The organism is Massilia sp. P2_C2 (assembly GCF_056404615.1).
This window is the reverse complement of the sequence record NZ_JBFUDR010000172.1, coordinates 1-13,128: the sequence shown is the minus strand read 5'-3', so window position 1 is coordinate 13,128 and position 13,128 is coordinate 1. Positions and strand designations below refer to the sequence as shown.

The following is a 13,128-nucleotide window of genomic DNA, read 5'->3' as shown; positions in this document are numbered from 1 at the left end:
TGCCCGTGCTGGCCACGCTGGCGCTGGCCGTCGTCTCGTACAAACTCCAGAGCATGGTCGACTGGCGCCTGACCATCTTCGGTCTGATGACGCTGTTCGTCGTCTACTACCTGCAGGAAGGCATCGTGGGCTTCCTGCGCGGCCTGCTCGGGCGCGGCCGCCAGCATGCGCGCGCGCTGGCGGACGACGGCGCCGATCCGTTCGCGGGCGTACCTTCCGCCGACAACACGGGCGGCGAACTGCTGAAGGTGGAGCAGGTGCTGATGCAGTTCGGCGGCCTGAAGGCGCTGAACCAGGTCGACCTGGCGGTGGCGCGCGGCAGCGTGCACGGCCTGATCGGGCCGAACGGCTCGGGCAAGAGCACGATGATGAACGTCCTGACCGGCATCTACAAACCGACCGCGGGCCGCGTGGTCTTCGCGGGTGCCGGCATCACGGGACGCACGCCGGCACAGATCGCGCTGGGTGGCATCGCCCGCACGTTCCAGAACGTGCAGCTGTTCGGCGAGATGACGGCGACGGAGAACGTCCTCGTCGGCCTGCATCACAGCTTCCGCTCGAACGTGTTCGACGCCATGCTGCACACGCCGCGGCGCCGGCGCGAGGAACTGGCGGCGCGGGCGCGCGCGGCCGCGATCCTGGGTTTCGTCGGCCTCGCCGACCTGGCGGACGAGGAAGCGCGCAATCTCCCGTACGGCAAGCAGCGCCTGCTGGAGATCGGCCGCGCGCTGGCGCTCGATCCGCGCCTGCTGCTGCTGGACGAACCGGCCGCGGGCCTGACGGCGCCGGACATCCGCGAACTGATGGCCATCATCCGCAAGATCCGCGACCACGGCATCACGATCGTCCTGATCGAGCACCACATGGACGTGGTGATGTCGATTTCCGACACCGTCACCGTGCTCGATTTCGGCCAGAAGATCGCCGAGGGCACGCCGGCGCGGGTGCAGTCCGACCCGCGCGTGATCGAAGCCTACCTGGGCGGCGCGGTCGAACCCGCCGCGTCCACCGCCGCCGTTTGAGGACACGAGGAGACCGCATGCTCAAGATCGACAACCTGCACGCCGCCTATGGCAAGGTCGAGGTATTGCACGGGATCTCGCTGGAAGTCCCGAAGGGCAAGCTCGTCACGCTGATCGGTTCCAACGGCGCCGGCAAGACGACGACCATGCGCGCCATCTCCGGCATGCTCAAGCCGCGCGGCGGCACGGTGCTGTTGGCCGGCCGCGACATCACGGGCATGGATTCGCACCGCATCGCGCGCGCCGGCCTGGCGCACTCGCCGGAAGGCCGGCGCGTGTTCGCGACGATGACCGTGATGGACAACCTGCTGCTGGGTGCCTTCCCGAGGTTCACGCGGGCACGGCCGAAGGGCGACGTCCAGCACGACCTGGAACGGGCGCTCGACCTGTTCCCCCGGCTGAAGGAAAGACGCACGCAACTGGCGGGCACCCTGTCCGGCGGGGAGCAGCAGATGCTGGCGATGGCGCGCGCCGTCATGCTGAATCCCGACGTCGTGCTGCTGGACGAGCCGTCGATGGGCCTCGCGCCGATCCTCGTCGACGAGGTCTTCCGCATCATCGCGCGCCTGAAGGCGGAAGGCGTCACGATGCTGCTCGTCGAACAGTTCGCCCAGGCCGCGCTGAACGTGGCCGACTACGGCTACGTGCTGGAGAACGGCAGCATCGCCGTGCACGGGCCGGCCGCGAGCCTGCGCAACGATCCGAAAGTCGTCGCGGCCTACCTCGGCGGCGCGCACTGACGGATCGCCGCCGCCAGCGCGTCGAGGTCTTCCGGTCCGGTGTACAGGTGCGGCGTGACGCGCACGCATTCACCGTCGCCGAACTTCCTGACCACGGTGAAGATGCGGTGCTCATCCATCAGCCGGCGCACGACTTCCGCCGCCGGCACCCCTTCGATGCCGAACGCGCCCAGCGCGCAGTGCAGCCGCGGATCGCGGGGCGTGTAGAGGCGTACGCCCGGCACATCCACCATCTGCTCCATCCAGCGCCGTGCGAGCCAGCGCAGGCGGGCCTCCTTGTTACGCGAGCCGATCGCGGCGTGAAACGCAAGCGCATCCTCGACCGCCATGATCGGCGCAGGCGGAATCGCACCCACATGCCCCAGCTTGTCGATGTTGGCGCGCGCGTAAGAGACGTCGCCGTACAGCGGCGCGACATCCGCGATGCGGTCGCGCGCAATGTACAGCAGGCCCGTGCCCAGCGGCGCGCCGACCCACTTGTGCAGGTTGAACGCGGCAAACGGCGCGCCCAGTTGCGGGATCGTGTAGTCCAGGTGCGCGAGCGCGTGGGCGCCGTCGACGACAGCATCGATGCCGCGCTCGCGTGCCAGCGCGGTCAGCCGCGCCACCGGCATGATGCGGCCCGTGCGGTGCACGATGTGCGTGACGAGCAGGACGCGCGTGCGCGGTGTGATCGCGTCCGCGTACAGCGCCGCGATGGCGTCCTCGTCTTCGAGATCGTAAGGCACGTCGACCTGCACGACGGTCAAGCCCTTGCGTTCCGCCACCATCCGCACGATGTCGTGGCTGCTGTCGTAATCGTGACGCGCCATCACGATCGCGTCGCCGGCCACGAACGGATAACCCAGCAGCAGGATGTTCAGCGACTCGACGGCGCTGCGCGTGATCAGCAGTTCATCGGGGGYCACGCCGGTGAACGCCGCCAGCAGTTCCTTCACGCGGTCAAGCCGGGCGGGCCAACGCRTGCGCAGGAAAAAAGCGTTCTCGCGGTCGACCTCATCCTGATAGCGTCGCAGCGCCGCGCGCACGGGATCGGCCGGCATGCCGAAGAAGCCGTTCTCCAGGTTGATGAAGTCGGGCGACCGCGTGTACTGGCGGCTTATGGTCGACCAGAACGATTCGTCGTCGGGAAGGATGTCGGCCAAAACGGGCTCCTTGTCAGGGTTGTGCAACCGACATCATATCCCGACCCGCTCACGCGCGCAGGCGTCTCCCCAGCGCCAGCGCAGCGGCGAGATTGCGTGCGGCGCGACGCAGGTTGGGCTCGGCCGCAGACAGGGCCTCGGCCACCGAACAAGGCCGCGCGACGGCGGCCGCCACGACGTCGATACCGTGCGCGTGTACCGCGTCCGCATCCGCCGCCAGGCTGCCGCCGATGGCGACGACGGGCTTGTCGTGGCGGCGCGCGACGCGTGCCACGCCCATCGGCGTCTTGCCGTTCACGGTCTGGCCATCGATGCGGCCTTCGCCCGTCACGACGAGGTCGGCGTCGCGCACGATGTCGTCCAGCCCGACGGCTTCCGTCACGATCTCGATGCCGGGCCGCAGTTCACCATGCAGGAACACGACCATGGCCGCCGCGATGCCGCCGCCCGCGCCCGCGCCGGGCAGCTGCGCAATGTCCTGGCCGACGTCGCGCCGGATGATGTCGGCGTAGTGCGCGAGGGCGCCGTCGAGCTGCGCGACCATCGCCGGCGTCGCACCCTTCTGCGGCCCGAAGACAAACGACGCGCCGCGCGGGCCGACGAGCGGGTTGTCGACGTCGCACGCGATCCTGAATTCCGCCTCGCGCACGCGCGCATCGAGCCCGGCCGCGTCGATCCGGTCGAGGCGCGTCAGTGCCGCGCCGCCGGGGCCGATGTCATGGCCGGCTGCGTCCAGCAGGCGCACCCCCAGCGCCTGCAGCAWGCCGGCGCCGCCGTCGTTTGTCGCGCTGCCGCCCACGCCCAGCACGAAACGGCGCGCGCCGGCGTCGAGCGCGGCCAGGATCAGGTCACCCGTGCCGCGGCTCGTGGCCGTGCGCGGATCGCGCAGGTCGGGCGGCACGCCTTCCAGCCCGCTGGCGGCCGCCATCTCGATGACGGCAAGGTCGCCCGCGCGACCGTAGAACGCATCCACGGCCTGGCCCAGCGGCCCGGTCACGCGGGCGGTCACGCGGCGGCCGTCCAGCGCATCGATGAGCGCCTGCACGGTACCTTCGCCGCCGTCGGCCACGGGCACCTTCACATACGTCGCGTCGGGCCAGACTTCGCGCATGCCGGCTTCGATGGCCGTGGCGACCTGCAGCGCGGTCAGGCTTTCCTTGAACGAATCGGGGGCGATGACGATTTTCATGGTTTATCCTTGATGTCGATGCGTGCAAGGATATACGACGCCGGACGAAAGCGCCGAAGCGCTGTGAAGGCAAGAACAGCCATCCGTTGACGTATTGACATCATACGTCGACTCAGGCACGCTGTCGCCTCCCCAGCCTTTTGCCGTACACCGAGACGTGGATACGCAACTCCTCTTCATTTGCTTCCTGACGTTCGTCATTCACCTGATCGGCACGCTCGCGTACTCGGTACGGATCGCTGGCGTGCGGACCAAACGCATCGCCGTGTCGCTGGCCCTGTTCGGTATTCTCACGCTGGTGTCGCGGACGTCGAATTCGTTCCTCGGCCCATTCCTGGCGAAACGCGTAGAGACCGGCCTGGACGCTGTCGCCAGCGGTCCGCTGCTCGGCGATTTTCGCTGGCTGCTCGTGTCGGCCAGTCTTGCGACGGTGGCGGGTGCATTGCTGATTCCGACGTTCCAACGCGTATTCTGCCGGGCGGTATTGCATTTCCAGGCGCATCGCTCGATTCCCAAACTGATCCTGCATGGATTCTTCAAGGGCGGATTGTCTTACGTACGCGACGTCGCCAGCATGCCGGCCGCACGCAACATGACCGACGTCCGGTCGGGACATGGCGTGTCCGGCCGGCTCACGCTGCTGAATGTCGGCGCCACGGCACTCTGGACGGTCGGTGTGTTCGCCGCGCTGTATGCGGGTGTCCTCGACCCATCGGTCCGCGTGACCTCCAGCACGCTCTCGTCGATCATCAATGGCGGTGCGACCATCATGATGGCCATGTTCATCGACCCGCATATGTCGGGAATGACGGACGATGTCGTCGAAGGCAAGGTCTCGGAAAGCAAGTTCAGGAAGGCCATCGTCTGGCTGGTCGGAAGCCGGCTGGCAGGTACGGTTGCGGCGCAAGTGCTGCTGGTGCCGGCAGCCATGCTGATCGTGTCCGTGGCCCGTGTCATTTGACCCGCCCAGGCAGCCCTACGCAACGGCGCAAGTCCGGAAGTGGTATCCTCCGCCCATGACTACCGATTCCGACATCGAGCTGTCCGGCCCATTCCAGGCCAGGGACGGCAACGGCCGTACCCTCGACGTGAAGGCGATCCGCATCTTCGACGAGGGTTACGGGATCATCGACGTGTACGTCGAGTTCAAGAACCGGCTCGAGCCCGGCGCTTACAAGGATCCCGTCCTCGTGCGCGCCATCATCGACCGGCTGCGCGCCGTCGGCTACAAGGGACCGGACTTCGGGCACAGCGATCCCGGCCTGCAGGAGAGCCGCCTCATCGCGCTCGAGGCGCCCGAGGAGTTTGCACCGTTTGCGAAAAGCAAGGGGTGGAAAAACCTGGCCGAGGATTTCGACGAGTAATTCGTCATTCCCGGCCAATCTGGTCCCCGGCAAAATGAGATTGTTTCGTGATACGTCCGCCGACTGCCTTGCGGTTGGCGGCCTCCGCCCTGGACTGGGATGACTGCACGCCGGACGCGCCGGCGTTGCGGCATACCGGCGGCGGACAGCGTGCCGTTGCGGCGCGATGCCTGACCGAAGTCTGTTTGCGCTTCGTGAAGGAAAGATCATGCGCCTCTCACCCCTGCTGTTTTTCCCAGCCTTGCTCTTGCTCGCGTCCAGCACGCATGCGCAAGCACTGCAGCCCAGCGAGCCCGACCCCGCGTCGATCGCCGTCGTCGAGGTCAAGCCCGTCGACGGCCCTACCGGCTCAGGAACGAGCAGGCCCGGCAGATCGCGGGCATGTACGAGATGTCGAACGGCTGGTCCGTCGACGTGCGGCCCGACATGCGCCACGTGGATGTCGTCATCAACCGCAACAGCCCCCTGCGGCTCCTCGCCATTTCACCGAGAAAATTCGTTTCAGGCGACGGCAACATGACGATTGAGTTCAGCCGCGGCAACGACGACAACGACATGACGTTGCGCTACGTTCCGGACAGGGGCCTGGCCGAGGTCGTGATCACCTCCGCCTCGTTCGCGCAGCGCTGAGCGCCGGGCCGCTTCAGGCCCCGTGCGCCCCGAACAGGTCGTGCGCGTCGAGGATCGCGTAGGTGATCTCGGGATGCCGCTCGAGCATCTTGCGCACGGCGGCCGGCACGGACTGGCGCACCTTCTTGCACAGGCCAGGTCGGTCTTCCAGCACGATCAGGATGCCGCGCAGGGTGCGCACCTCGTTCGGGCCGGGCGTGATGCGCAGTTCCACGCCGAGGTTGGCGCGGATCCGGTCCTGCAGGCGCTTCAGCTCGGCGAAGCTGCCGACGGCGCCGATCCGCTCGAGCAGCCGCTGCTCCTCCGTGCGCGTGAGCCGCAGCGGGCGCAGGTCGGCGTCCGGATCGGCCAGCAGTATCTCGCGCTCGCAGACGCAGGCGCCAGGGGGGCATTCGGTGCGGATGGGTATCGATACTTGTTGCAACATGGGCTCACGCTGTCAACGGATGTCTCGTCCGGGAAAAATAGTGTATATCAATCTGGCGCCTCAGCGGACTCGACTGGCGCAAGGACGGTGTCGAGCACGCCCGCCATGCGCTGCCAGTGCGAGCCCTTCCAGAACACGCCGTGGCAGCAGTCGCACGTGCTGAACTCAATCTGGATCGCCGCGACGCGGGGCGGCAGCCGGTCCAGTACGTCCGCTTTCGCAACCGGCCGCAACGGTGCATTGCAGGACAGGCACCGCGTGAACGGGCGCATGCGCTCGGCCAGGCCGAAACGCTCGACCACCTCGCGCAGCTGCGCTTCCGCCTTCAGCGCGCGCACATAGCAGCCGTACCCGATGCCGCGGCGCTTGAGCAGTTCGCGGTCGCGCGTGAGCACGACCCGGCCCTCGTCCAGTGCAATCGCCTCGATCTCGGCATCATGCAGGGTATTGCGGTAGATCGTGTCGAACCCCGCCATTCTCAACAGCCTTGCGAGGCCGCCGAGGTGGGCGTCCGCGACAAAGCGCACGCGGCCCGGCGGACGCTGGTCCAGCCGCRCGACGTCGGCCACGTCCAAGGTGGTGAAGCGCGGATAGACGGCGACGCGGTCACCGTCTTCCAGGAGGTCGTCGAGCCCCGTCGGCGCGCCGTTGACGATGACCAGCTCGACCTCCGTGTGCGGCACGCCGAGCGCCTCGACCATGTGCTTCGTGGTGGCCGCCCGCGCGCACGGCGTCGCGAACGCCCGGCCGCGCCGCTCGCGCGCGAGGAAGTCGTTCAGTTCGCCGTAGAAGCGGAAGGTCGCGGTGACCATCGTTCATCCCACCCCACGCAGGACCTCCAGCGCATTCGGCACGGCATGCCCTTCGGCCGTGTTATCGAAGATGCACCAGAGAGAGGCGCCGGGCCGCGCCATGGCCGCGATCCGCTGCTCGACCTCGCGCAGGAATTCCGGCGGATAGGCCGAGTAATAGATGCGCGGCGTGCCGTGCAGGCGGATATAGGTGGCCTCCGTCGTCGGCACGTGCGGGCCCGGCTGGCCGGCCGGCGGATCCGCGACGACGCGCGTGACGCCATGCTCGCGCAGCAACGCGGTCGCCATCTCCCCGAACCACGTCGGATGGCGGCCTTCCAGCGTGAGCATGCAGGGAAGGCGCGCGCGCAGACGCGCCAGGAAGTCCGCGACAACCCCGGCATCGAACACGCCGCTGGGCGGCAACTGGATGAGCACGCAGCCGAGCTTATGTCCCAGTTCGCCGGCCTCGCGCGCGAAGCGGTCGAGCAGGTCGTCCGCGTCGCGCAACTTCGCCTCGTGCGTGATCGCCTTCGGCAGCTTGACGGAAAAGCGGAATGCATCCGGCACGCTGGCGGCCCAGCGGGCATATGTCTGCGGCTGGTGCGGCCGGTAGAACGACGAATTGATCTCGACGGCCGGAAACACGGCCGCGTAGCGCTCGAGATGGCTGCCTTCGGCGGGAAACGCGGCCGCGGCCTCCTTCGAGATGCCCCAGCCCGCGCAGCCGATCAGGGGCCGGCCATTCGGTAAGGATTGCAATTCGCTCATCTGGACCCACGTAGGGCAATGCCCGGCATCCGATTCTATGCCGAACGGCATGACGGACGGCGCACGCGCCGCCGCGCAGTATCATCACGAACCCGAACAGGAGGAACCATGGCCGAATCCCTGCACATCGTCTGTCCGCACTGCGACGCCGTCAACCGCGTCGCGCGCGAGCGCCTGGCCGACCGGCCAGTCTGCGGCAAATGCGCGCGGGCGCTGTTCACGGCCCAGCCCACCGACGTCGACACGTCCCGCTTCGACAAACACGTCACGCGCAACGACATCCCCGTCCTCGTCGATTTCTGGGCCGCGTGGTGYGGCCCCTGTCGCATGATGGCACCCGCCTATGCCCAGGCCGCCAGCCGGCTGGAGCCGCACTTCCGCCTGCTGAAGGTCGACACGGAAGCGTCACAAGACCTCGCCGCCCGCTACGGCATCCGCAGCATCCCGACGATCGCGCTGTTCCAGGGCGGACGCGAGATCGCAAGCCAGGCCGGGGCGATGGATGCGAACCGCCTGGTCGCCTGGGCGCAACAGGCCATGCGCGCCGCGTGATGCGCGAATCTGTTATCGTCCAGGCAACCTGACACCCCGGAGAAGATATGGCCCAGGAACTCGTCCACGAACGCGGCCTCGAGGATGCGAAGCAGTTCGCGCGCATCCTGTACGTGGCGCACGCGCTCACCTTTTTCTTTTCGCTCGGCACGCTGTCGATTCTGGTGCTCATCGTCAACTACATCCGCCGGCCGGAGACGGCCGGCACGATGGTATATAGCCACCACACGTGGATGATCCGGTCGTTCTGGTTCTATGTGCTGTGGATGGCGGTGGCAGTATTTCTCGCCATTACCATCATCGGCATTCCGCTGGCCTGGCTCGTCGGCGCCGGTGCGTGGGTGTGGATGGCGTATCGGATCATTCGAGGGTTTCTCGACCTGAACAACAACAAGGCGATGCCGGTGTGATTGATGCCGGTTTGGTGGGCACGGGGTGCCCACCATTCAGAGCTTGCCGAGCGCCTGCTCGATATCGGCAATGAGGTCATCCGGCCCTTCGAGCCCGATATTGAACCGGACGAGCGCGCCCGCCTCCGTCCAGCTGCGCCGCATCCCCTGCATGCGGTACGGCACGGCGAGGCTGTGCGTCCCGCCCCAGCTGTAGCCGATGCCGAACAGTTCCAGGGCATCGACGAAGCGGTCGACCTGCTCCCCGCTGTAGCGCGCATCGAAGACGACGGAGAACAGCCCGCCGGCCCCGCTGAAATCGCGCTGCCACACGTCGTGGCCCGGGCAATCCTCGAACGCCGGGTGCAGCACCTTCGCGATCTCGGGCCGCCCCTTGAGCCAGGCCGCCACCGTGCGCGCGGCCGCATCGTGCGCATCGAAGCGCAGCTTCATCGTTTCCAGGCCGCGCAGCACGAGGTAGACATCGTCCGCCCCCACGCCCATCCCGAGGCGCATATGCGACATGGCGATGCGGTCGTTGAGAGCAGCATCGCGCGTGATCACGGCGCCCATCAGCACGTCCGAGCCGCCCGACTGGTATTTCGTCAGCGCCTGCATGACGATGTCCGCGCCGACGTCGAAGCCGCGCAGCGCGAGGCCGGCGGCCCACGTGTTGTCCAGCGCGACGGGCACGCCACGCGCCTGCGCCGCTGCGCAGATCGCGGGCAGGTCCGGCACTTCCATCGACACGGAACCCGGCGCCTCGGTCCAGACCAGCTTCGTGTTCGGTTGAATGAGCTCCCCGATGCCCGCGCCCACCAGCGGATCGTAAAAGCGCGCCGTGACGCCGAAGTCGTGCGCCAGCCAGCGGCCCAGCTCGCGCGTGGGGTTGTACACGTTATCGGGCAGCAGGACGTCGTCGCCGGCCTTGAGCAGCGCCAGCAGGATCATCGAAATGGCGGCGAGGCCGGACGGCGCCAGCAGGCAGTGCTCGCCGCCTTCGATGGCGGCCAGGCGCGCTTCCAGCGTGAACGTCGTCGGCGTGCCGTGCAGGCCGTAGGTATAACCCTTCTTGGTGCGCCAGTCGCCGGCGCGCATGCTCGCCACGTCCTTGAACAGCACCGTGGAAGCGTGGTGGATCGCCGTCGGGTACGCGGCGAAACCTTCCGGCGGCTGGTAGTCGCTGTGCGTCAGCGTCGTCTCGATGGACTTCTTCGTCACGTCGGCACCTCGCGCATCGGTATCGACGTCTGCGTCAGGCGACGGTCGCCCACAGGTCGTGCGCATCCGCCTTCGTCACGACCACGTCGATGAATTCGCCGACGGCCGGCTTGGCCTTGCCCGGCGTGAGGGCGCGCTTGATGTGGACGACGCCGTCGATTTCCGGGGCGTCGGCAGCCGAACGGCCGACCGCCTCGCGCGGCCCCACTTCGTCGACGAGCACGCGGATCGTCTTGCCGACCTTGGCCTGCATGCGCTTCAGCGAAATCTCTTCCTGCAGCAGCATCACGCGCGCGCGGCGTTCCTCGCGCACGGCTTCCGGCACCGGATTGGCCAGTTCGTTGGCGGTCGCGCCTTCGACCGGCGAGTAGGCGAAGCAGCCCAGGCGGTCGATCTGCGCCTCGCGCAGGAAGTCCAGCAGGTATTCGAATTCTTCTTCCGTCTCGCCCGGGAAGCCGGCGATGAACGTCGAGCGGATCGTGAGGTCCGGGTTCATCTTGCGCCAGGCCTGGATGCGGTCCAGGTTCTTTTCGCCGCTGGCCGGGCGCTTCATGCGCTTCAGGACGTCCGGGTGGGCGTGCTGCAGCGGGATGTCGAGGTAAGGCACGACATTCTCTCCCATGAACGGGATCACCTGGTCCACGTGCGGGTACGGATAGACGTAGTGCAGGCGCACCCACGCGCCATACTGCTTCGCCATCTGGCCGAGGGCTTCCGTCAGCTGCGTCATGTGCGTCTTGACGGGGCGGCCGTTCCAGAAGCCGGTTCGGAACTTGACGTCCACGCCGTAGGCGCTCGTGTCCTGCGAGATCACGAGGAGTTCCTTGACGCCGGCCTTGAACAGGTTCTCCGCTTCCTGCAGCACGTCGTGGATGGGACGCGACACGAGGTCGCCGCGCATCGACGGGATGATGCAGAAGCTGCAGCGGTGGTTGCAGCCTTCCGAGATCTTCAGGTAGGCGTAGTGCTTCGGCGTGAGCTTGACGCCGTGGTCCGGCACGAGGTCGATGAACGGGTCGTGCGGCTTGGGCAGGTGCGTGTGTACGGATTCCATTACCTCGGCCACGGCGTGCGGACCGGTCACGGCGAGCACCTTCGGGTGCACCTTGGTGATGATGTCGCCGCCTTCCGCATCCTTCTTGGCGCCGAGGCAGCCGGTAACGATGACCTTGCCGTTTTCCGCCAGTGCCTCGCCGATCGCATCCAGCGATTCCTGCACGGCCGCGTCGATGAAGCCGCACGTGTTGACGATCACGAGGTCCGCGCCGGCATACGACTTGGCCGTCTCATAACCTTCCGCGCGCAGCTGCGTGAGGATTTGTTCGGAGTCGACGAGGGCCTTCGGGCAGCCGAGCGAGACGAAACCAACCTTTGGAGGCGTCGTGCTACCGGCGGCGTCGGCAGTGGCAGGGAGGGGATTACGGCGGAGTTCTTGCATTGTCGGATTGCGGCGAATTCTGGGCAATCCGCGATTGTACAGGAACCCGGGGGACAGGGAAATCGGCGGGACTAAAATGCCGCACGCGCGCACGCGCACCGCCGACGCGGCGATGCGCGCCGGCACGGGACGGCGTTACTTCTTTTCCGGCGGCGTCACGAACGGGAACGCACCGAACATCGCCTTGCTCTGGTTCTGCATCTGCTCCTGCATCTGCAGGAACAGATTCTTGCTCTGGTCGATGTAGTTGTTCATCATGCCCTGCATCATCGGGCCCTGGATGTTCATGAACTGGGTCCACATCTCGGTGCTGAACGGCTTGCCTTCCAGCGCGCCCGTGGCCGAGCCGACGAACTTGTTCTGGATGTCCGTGAACGCTTGCACGTTCTTTTCCAGGTAAGACCCCATCATGCCCTGCATCGCGTGGCCATAGTAACGGATGATCTGGGACAGCACGCCACTCGAGAACATCGGCACGCCATGCGCTTCCTCTTCGAGAATGATCTGCAGGAGGATGCTGCGCGTCAGGTCTTCATTCGTCTTGGCGTCGACGACCGTGAACTCGTCCGAATCCAGGACGAGTTGCTTCACGTCCGACAAGGTGATGTAAGAACTGGTCTGGGTGTCGTACAGCCGGCGATTCGGATATTTCTTGATCAGGCGTTCAGTGCTTTTCTTAACACTACTCATCTCATTTCCATGTACTGCGCCGTAGCGCATTTATTATGCGGCGACCGCGGGGAACCTCCCGCGGCGTCTCCGATTCCAAGAGGATATTCGCTAAAAATACCACGTTGCGAACGCAGGTGCAGCAATTATTCACTGAGCAACTGAATGATTCAATTCGCAAGGGTCATTACTTCCTCTTAGTCGGCGCGTGCCTTGACATAACGGCCGGGCGCCGGCTCGATCGGCGCATACTGCCCATTGCCCGGCTGCGCGGGCGGCGGCACGTCGTTGCCACCGAATTCGGCCAGGAATTTCGCCCACTCCGACCACCAGCTGCCCTTCTTCTCGACGGCGCCGGCGAACCACTCGGCCGCGGTCTTCGGACGCGTACGGCCGCCCTCGTTGACCCAGTAGCTGCGCTTGTTCTTCGACGCCGGGTTGATCACGCCGGCGATGTGGCCCGACGCGCCGAGCACGTAGCGGTTGTTCTTCGGCTTCTTCGGGTTCAGCAGGCCCATCGACGCAAACGCGGCTTCCCACGGCACGATGTGGTCTTCTTTCGAACCATACAGGAACGTCGGGCAATCGATCGCCCCCAGGTCGACCTTGACGCCGGCGACCGTCAGCGCGCCCGGCACCTTGAGCTTGTCTTCCAGATAGGTATTGCGGAGATACCAGCAGTACATCGGACCCGGCAGGTTCGTGCTGTCGGCGTTCCAGTACAGCAAGTCGAACGCGGGCGGCGTCTTGCCCTTCAGATAGTTCTGCTGGACATAGTTC

At 66.5% G+C, this 13,128-nt stretch carries 16 protein-coding genes; 7 read left to right on the top strand and 9 right to left on the bottom strand.

The features are described 5' to 3' along the window. Both AC1DYX_RS19115 and AC1DYX_RS19110 read left to right on the top strand, forming a co-directional pair. The coding region (locus tag AC1DYX_RS19115; protein ID WP_477261671.1) for an ABC transporter ATP-binding protein at positions 1-1,022 on the top strand (1,022 nt) is incomplete at its 5' end. Between the two features lie 17 nt (positions 1,023-1,039). Continuing rightward, positions 1,040-1,762: an ABC transporter ATP-binding protein gene (locus tag AC1DYX_RS19110; protein WP_477261669.1), complete on the top strand. Its 723-nt coding sequence runs from the start codon at positions 1,040-1,042 to the stop codon at positions 1,760-1,762. Here the strand turns inward: AC1DYX_RS19110 and AC1DYX_RS19105 are convergent. Together AC1DYX_RS19105 and AC1DYX_RS19100 are read right to left on the bottom strand one after the other, a co-directional pair. Next, positions 1,741-2,907: an aminotransferase class V-fold PLP-dependent enzyme gene (locus tag AC1DYX_RS19105; RefSeq protein WP_477261667.1), complete on the bottom strand. Its 1,167-nt coding sequence runs from the start codon at positions 2,905-2,907 to the stop codon at positions 1,741-1,743. The two genes, AC1DYX_RS19110 and AC1DYX_RS19105, sit on opposite strands and share 22 nt — an antisense overlap. A 49-nt stretch (positions 2,908-2,956) precedes the next feature. Further along, positions 2,957-4,096 (bottom strand): glycerate kinase, encoded by a 1,140-nt coding sequence (locus AC1DYX_RS19100; protein ID WP_477261665.1) that lies wholly within the window; start codon positions 4,094-4,096, stop codon positions 2,957-2,959. 157 nt (positions 4,097-4,253) lie between these two features. Here AC1DYX_RS19100 and AC1DYX_RS19095 point away from each other — a divergent pair, with 157 nt between their 5' ends. The 3 genes from AC1DYX_RS19095 to AC1DYX_RS19085 all read left to right on the top strand — a co-directional run bounded on the left by AC1DYX_RS19095 (position 4,254) and on the right by AC1DYX_RS19085 (position 6,090). Beyond that, a complete protein-coding gene (locus AC1DYX_RS19095) occupies positions 4,254-5,057 on the top strand; it encodes a lipid II flippase Amj family protein (RefSeq protein ID WP_477261663.1) in 804 nt (267 codons plus the stop codon). A gap of 55 nt (positions 5,058-5,112) precedes the next feature. After that, positions 5,113-5,460: a hypothetical protein gene (locus AC1DYX_RS19090; RefSeq protein WP_477261661.1), complete on the top strand. Its 348-nt coding sequence runs from the start codon at positions 5,113-5,115 to the stop codon at positions 5,458-5,460. A 381-nt stretch (positions 5,461-5,841) separates the two neighbouring features. Further along, on the top strand, positions 5,842-6,090 hold the full coding sequence (locus AC1DYX_RS19085; RefSeq protein ID WP_477261659.1) for a hypothetical protein: 249 nt from the start codon (positions 5,842-5,844) through the stop codon (positions 6,088-6,090). Between the two features lie 13 nt (positions 6,091-6,103). Here AC1DYX_RS19085 and AC1DYX_RS19080 read toward each other — a convergent pair whose 3' ends face one another. The 3 genes from AC1DYX_RS19080 to AC1DYX_RS19070 are packed head-to-tail and all read right to left on the bottom strand — an operon-like array spanning position 6,104 to position 8,079. Beyond that, entirely contained in the window at positions 6,104-6,517 is a 414-nt protein-coding gene (locus tag AC1DYX_RS19080) for a hypothetical protein (RefSeq protein WP_477261657.1), read from the bottom strand. Between the two features lie 47 nt (positions 6,518-6,564). Next, complete coding sequence (locus tag AC1DYX_RS19075) at positions 6,565-7,329, bottom strand: Mut7-C RNAse domain-containing protein (RefSeq protein ID WP_477261655.1); 765 nt, start codon at positions 7,327-7,329, stop codon at positions 6,565-6,567. 3 nt (positions 7,330-7,332) lie between these two features. Beyond that, entirely contained in the window at positions 7,333-8,079 is a 747-nt protein-coding gene (locus AC1DYX_RS19070) for a DUF72 domain-containing protein (RefSeq protein ID WP_477261653.1), read from the bottom strand. 108 nt (positions 8,080-8,187) lie between these two features. Between AC1DYX_RS19070 and trxC the strand changes: the two genes are divergently transcribed. Together trxC and AC1DYX_RS19060 are read left to right on the top strand one after the other, a co-directional pair. Beyond that, positions 8,188-8,631: a thioredoxin TrxC gene (gene trxC, locus AC1DYX_RS19065; protein WP_477261651.1), complete on the top strand. Its 444-nt coding sequence runs from the start codon at positions 8,188-8,190 to the stop codon at positions 8,629-8,631. Between the two features lie 47 nt (positions 8,632-8,678). After that, positions 8,679-9,041 carry a DUF4870 family protein gene (locus AC1DYX_RS19060; protein ID WP_477261649.1) on the top strand — a complete coding sequence of 121 codons (363 nt, stop codon included), beginning with the start codon at positions 8,679-8,681 and terminating at the stop codon, positions 9,039-9,041. Between the two features lie 36 nt (positions 9,042-9,077). Here AC1DYX_RS19060 and AC1DYX_RS19055 read toward each other — a convergent pair whose 3' ends face one another. The 4 genes from AC1DYX_RS19055 to AC1DYX_RS19040 form a co-directional block, all read right to left on the bottom strand. Beyond that, positions 9,078-10,241: a cystathionine beta-lyase gene (locus AC1DYX_RS19055; protein WP_477261647.1), complete on the bottom strand. Its 1,164-nt coding sequence runs from the start codon at positions 10,239-10,241 to the stop codon at positions 9,078-9,080. Positions 10,242-10,275: 34 nt separating this feature from the next. Beyond that, positions 10,276-11,679, bottom strand: a complete 1,404-nt coding sequence (gene rimO / locus AC1DYX_RS19050; protein WP_477261645.1) for a 30S ribosomal protein S12 methylthiotransferase RimO — start codon at positions 11,677-11,679, stop codon at positions 10,276-10,278. Positions 11,680-11,814: 135 nt separating this feature from the next. Beyond that, positions 11,815-12,369, bottom strand: coding sequence for a polyhydroxyalkanoate synthesis repressor PhaR (gene phaR, locus AC1DYX_RS19045; protein ID WP_477261642.1), 555 nt, complete (start codon positions 12,367-12,369; stop codon positions 11,815-11,817). A 176-nt stretch (positions 12,370-12,545) separates the two neighbouring features. Further along, positions 12,546-13,128: alpha/beta fold hydrolase (locus AC1DYX_RS19040; RefSeq protein ID WP_477261641.1), on the bottom strand; the 583-nt coding region annotated here is incomplete at its 5' end.

What these genes read in the sequence shown, in the direction of transcription:
- AC1DYX_RS19085 (WP_477261659.1), top strand. Translation starts at nt 5,842, where the DNA reads ATGTACGAGATGTCGAACGGCTGGTCCGTCGACGTGCGGCCCGACATG.
- AC1DYX_RS19060 (WP_477261649.1), top strand. Translation starts at nt 8,679, where the DNA reads ATGGCCCAGGAACTCGTCCACGAACGCGGCCTCGAGGATGCGAAGCAG.
- phaR (WP_477261642.1), bottom strand. Translation starts at nt 12,369, where the DNA reads ATGAGTAGTGTTAAGAAAAGCACTGAACGCCTGATCAAGAAATATCCG.
- AC1DYX_RS19090 (WP_477261661.1), top strand. Translation starts at nt 5,113, where the DNA reads ATGACTACCGATTCCGACATCGAGCTGTCCGGCCCATTCCAGGCCAGG.
- AC1DYX_RS19070 (WP_477261653.1), bottom strand. Translation starts at nt 8,079, where the DNA reads ATGAGCGAATTGCAATCCTTACCGAATGGCCGGCCCCTGATCGGCTGC.
- rimO (WP_477261645.1), bottom strand. Translation starts at nt 11,679, where the DNA reads ATGCAAGAACTCCGCCGTAATCCCCTCCCTGCCACTGCCGACGCCGCC.
- AC1DYX_RS19080 (WP_477261657.1), bottom strand. Translation starts at nt 6,517, where the DNA reads ATGTTGCAACAAGTATCGATACCCATCCGCACCGAATGCCCCCCTGGC.
- AC1DYX_RS19110 (WP_477261669.1), top strand. Translation starts at nt 1,040, where the DNA reads ATGCTCAAGATCGACAACCTGCACGCCGCCTATGGCAAGGTCGAGGTA.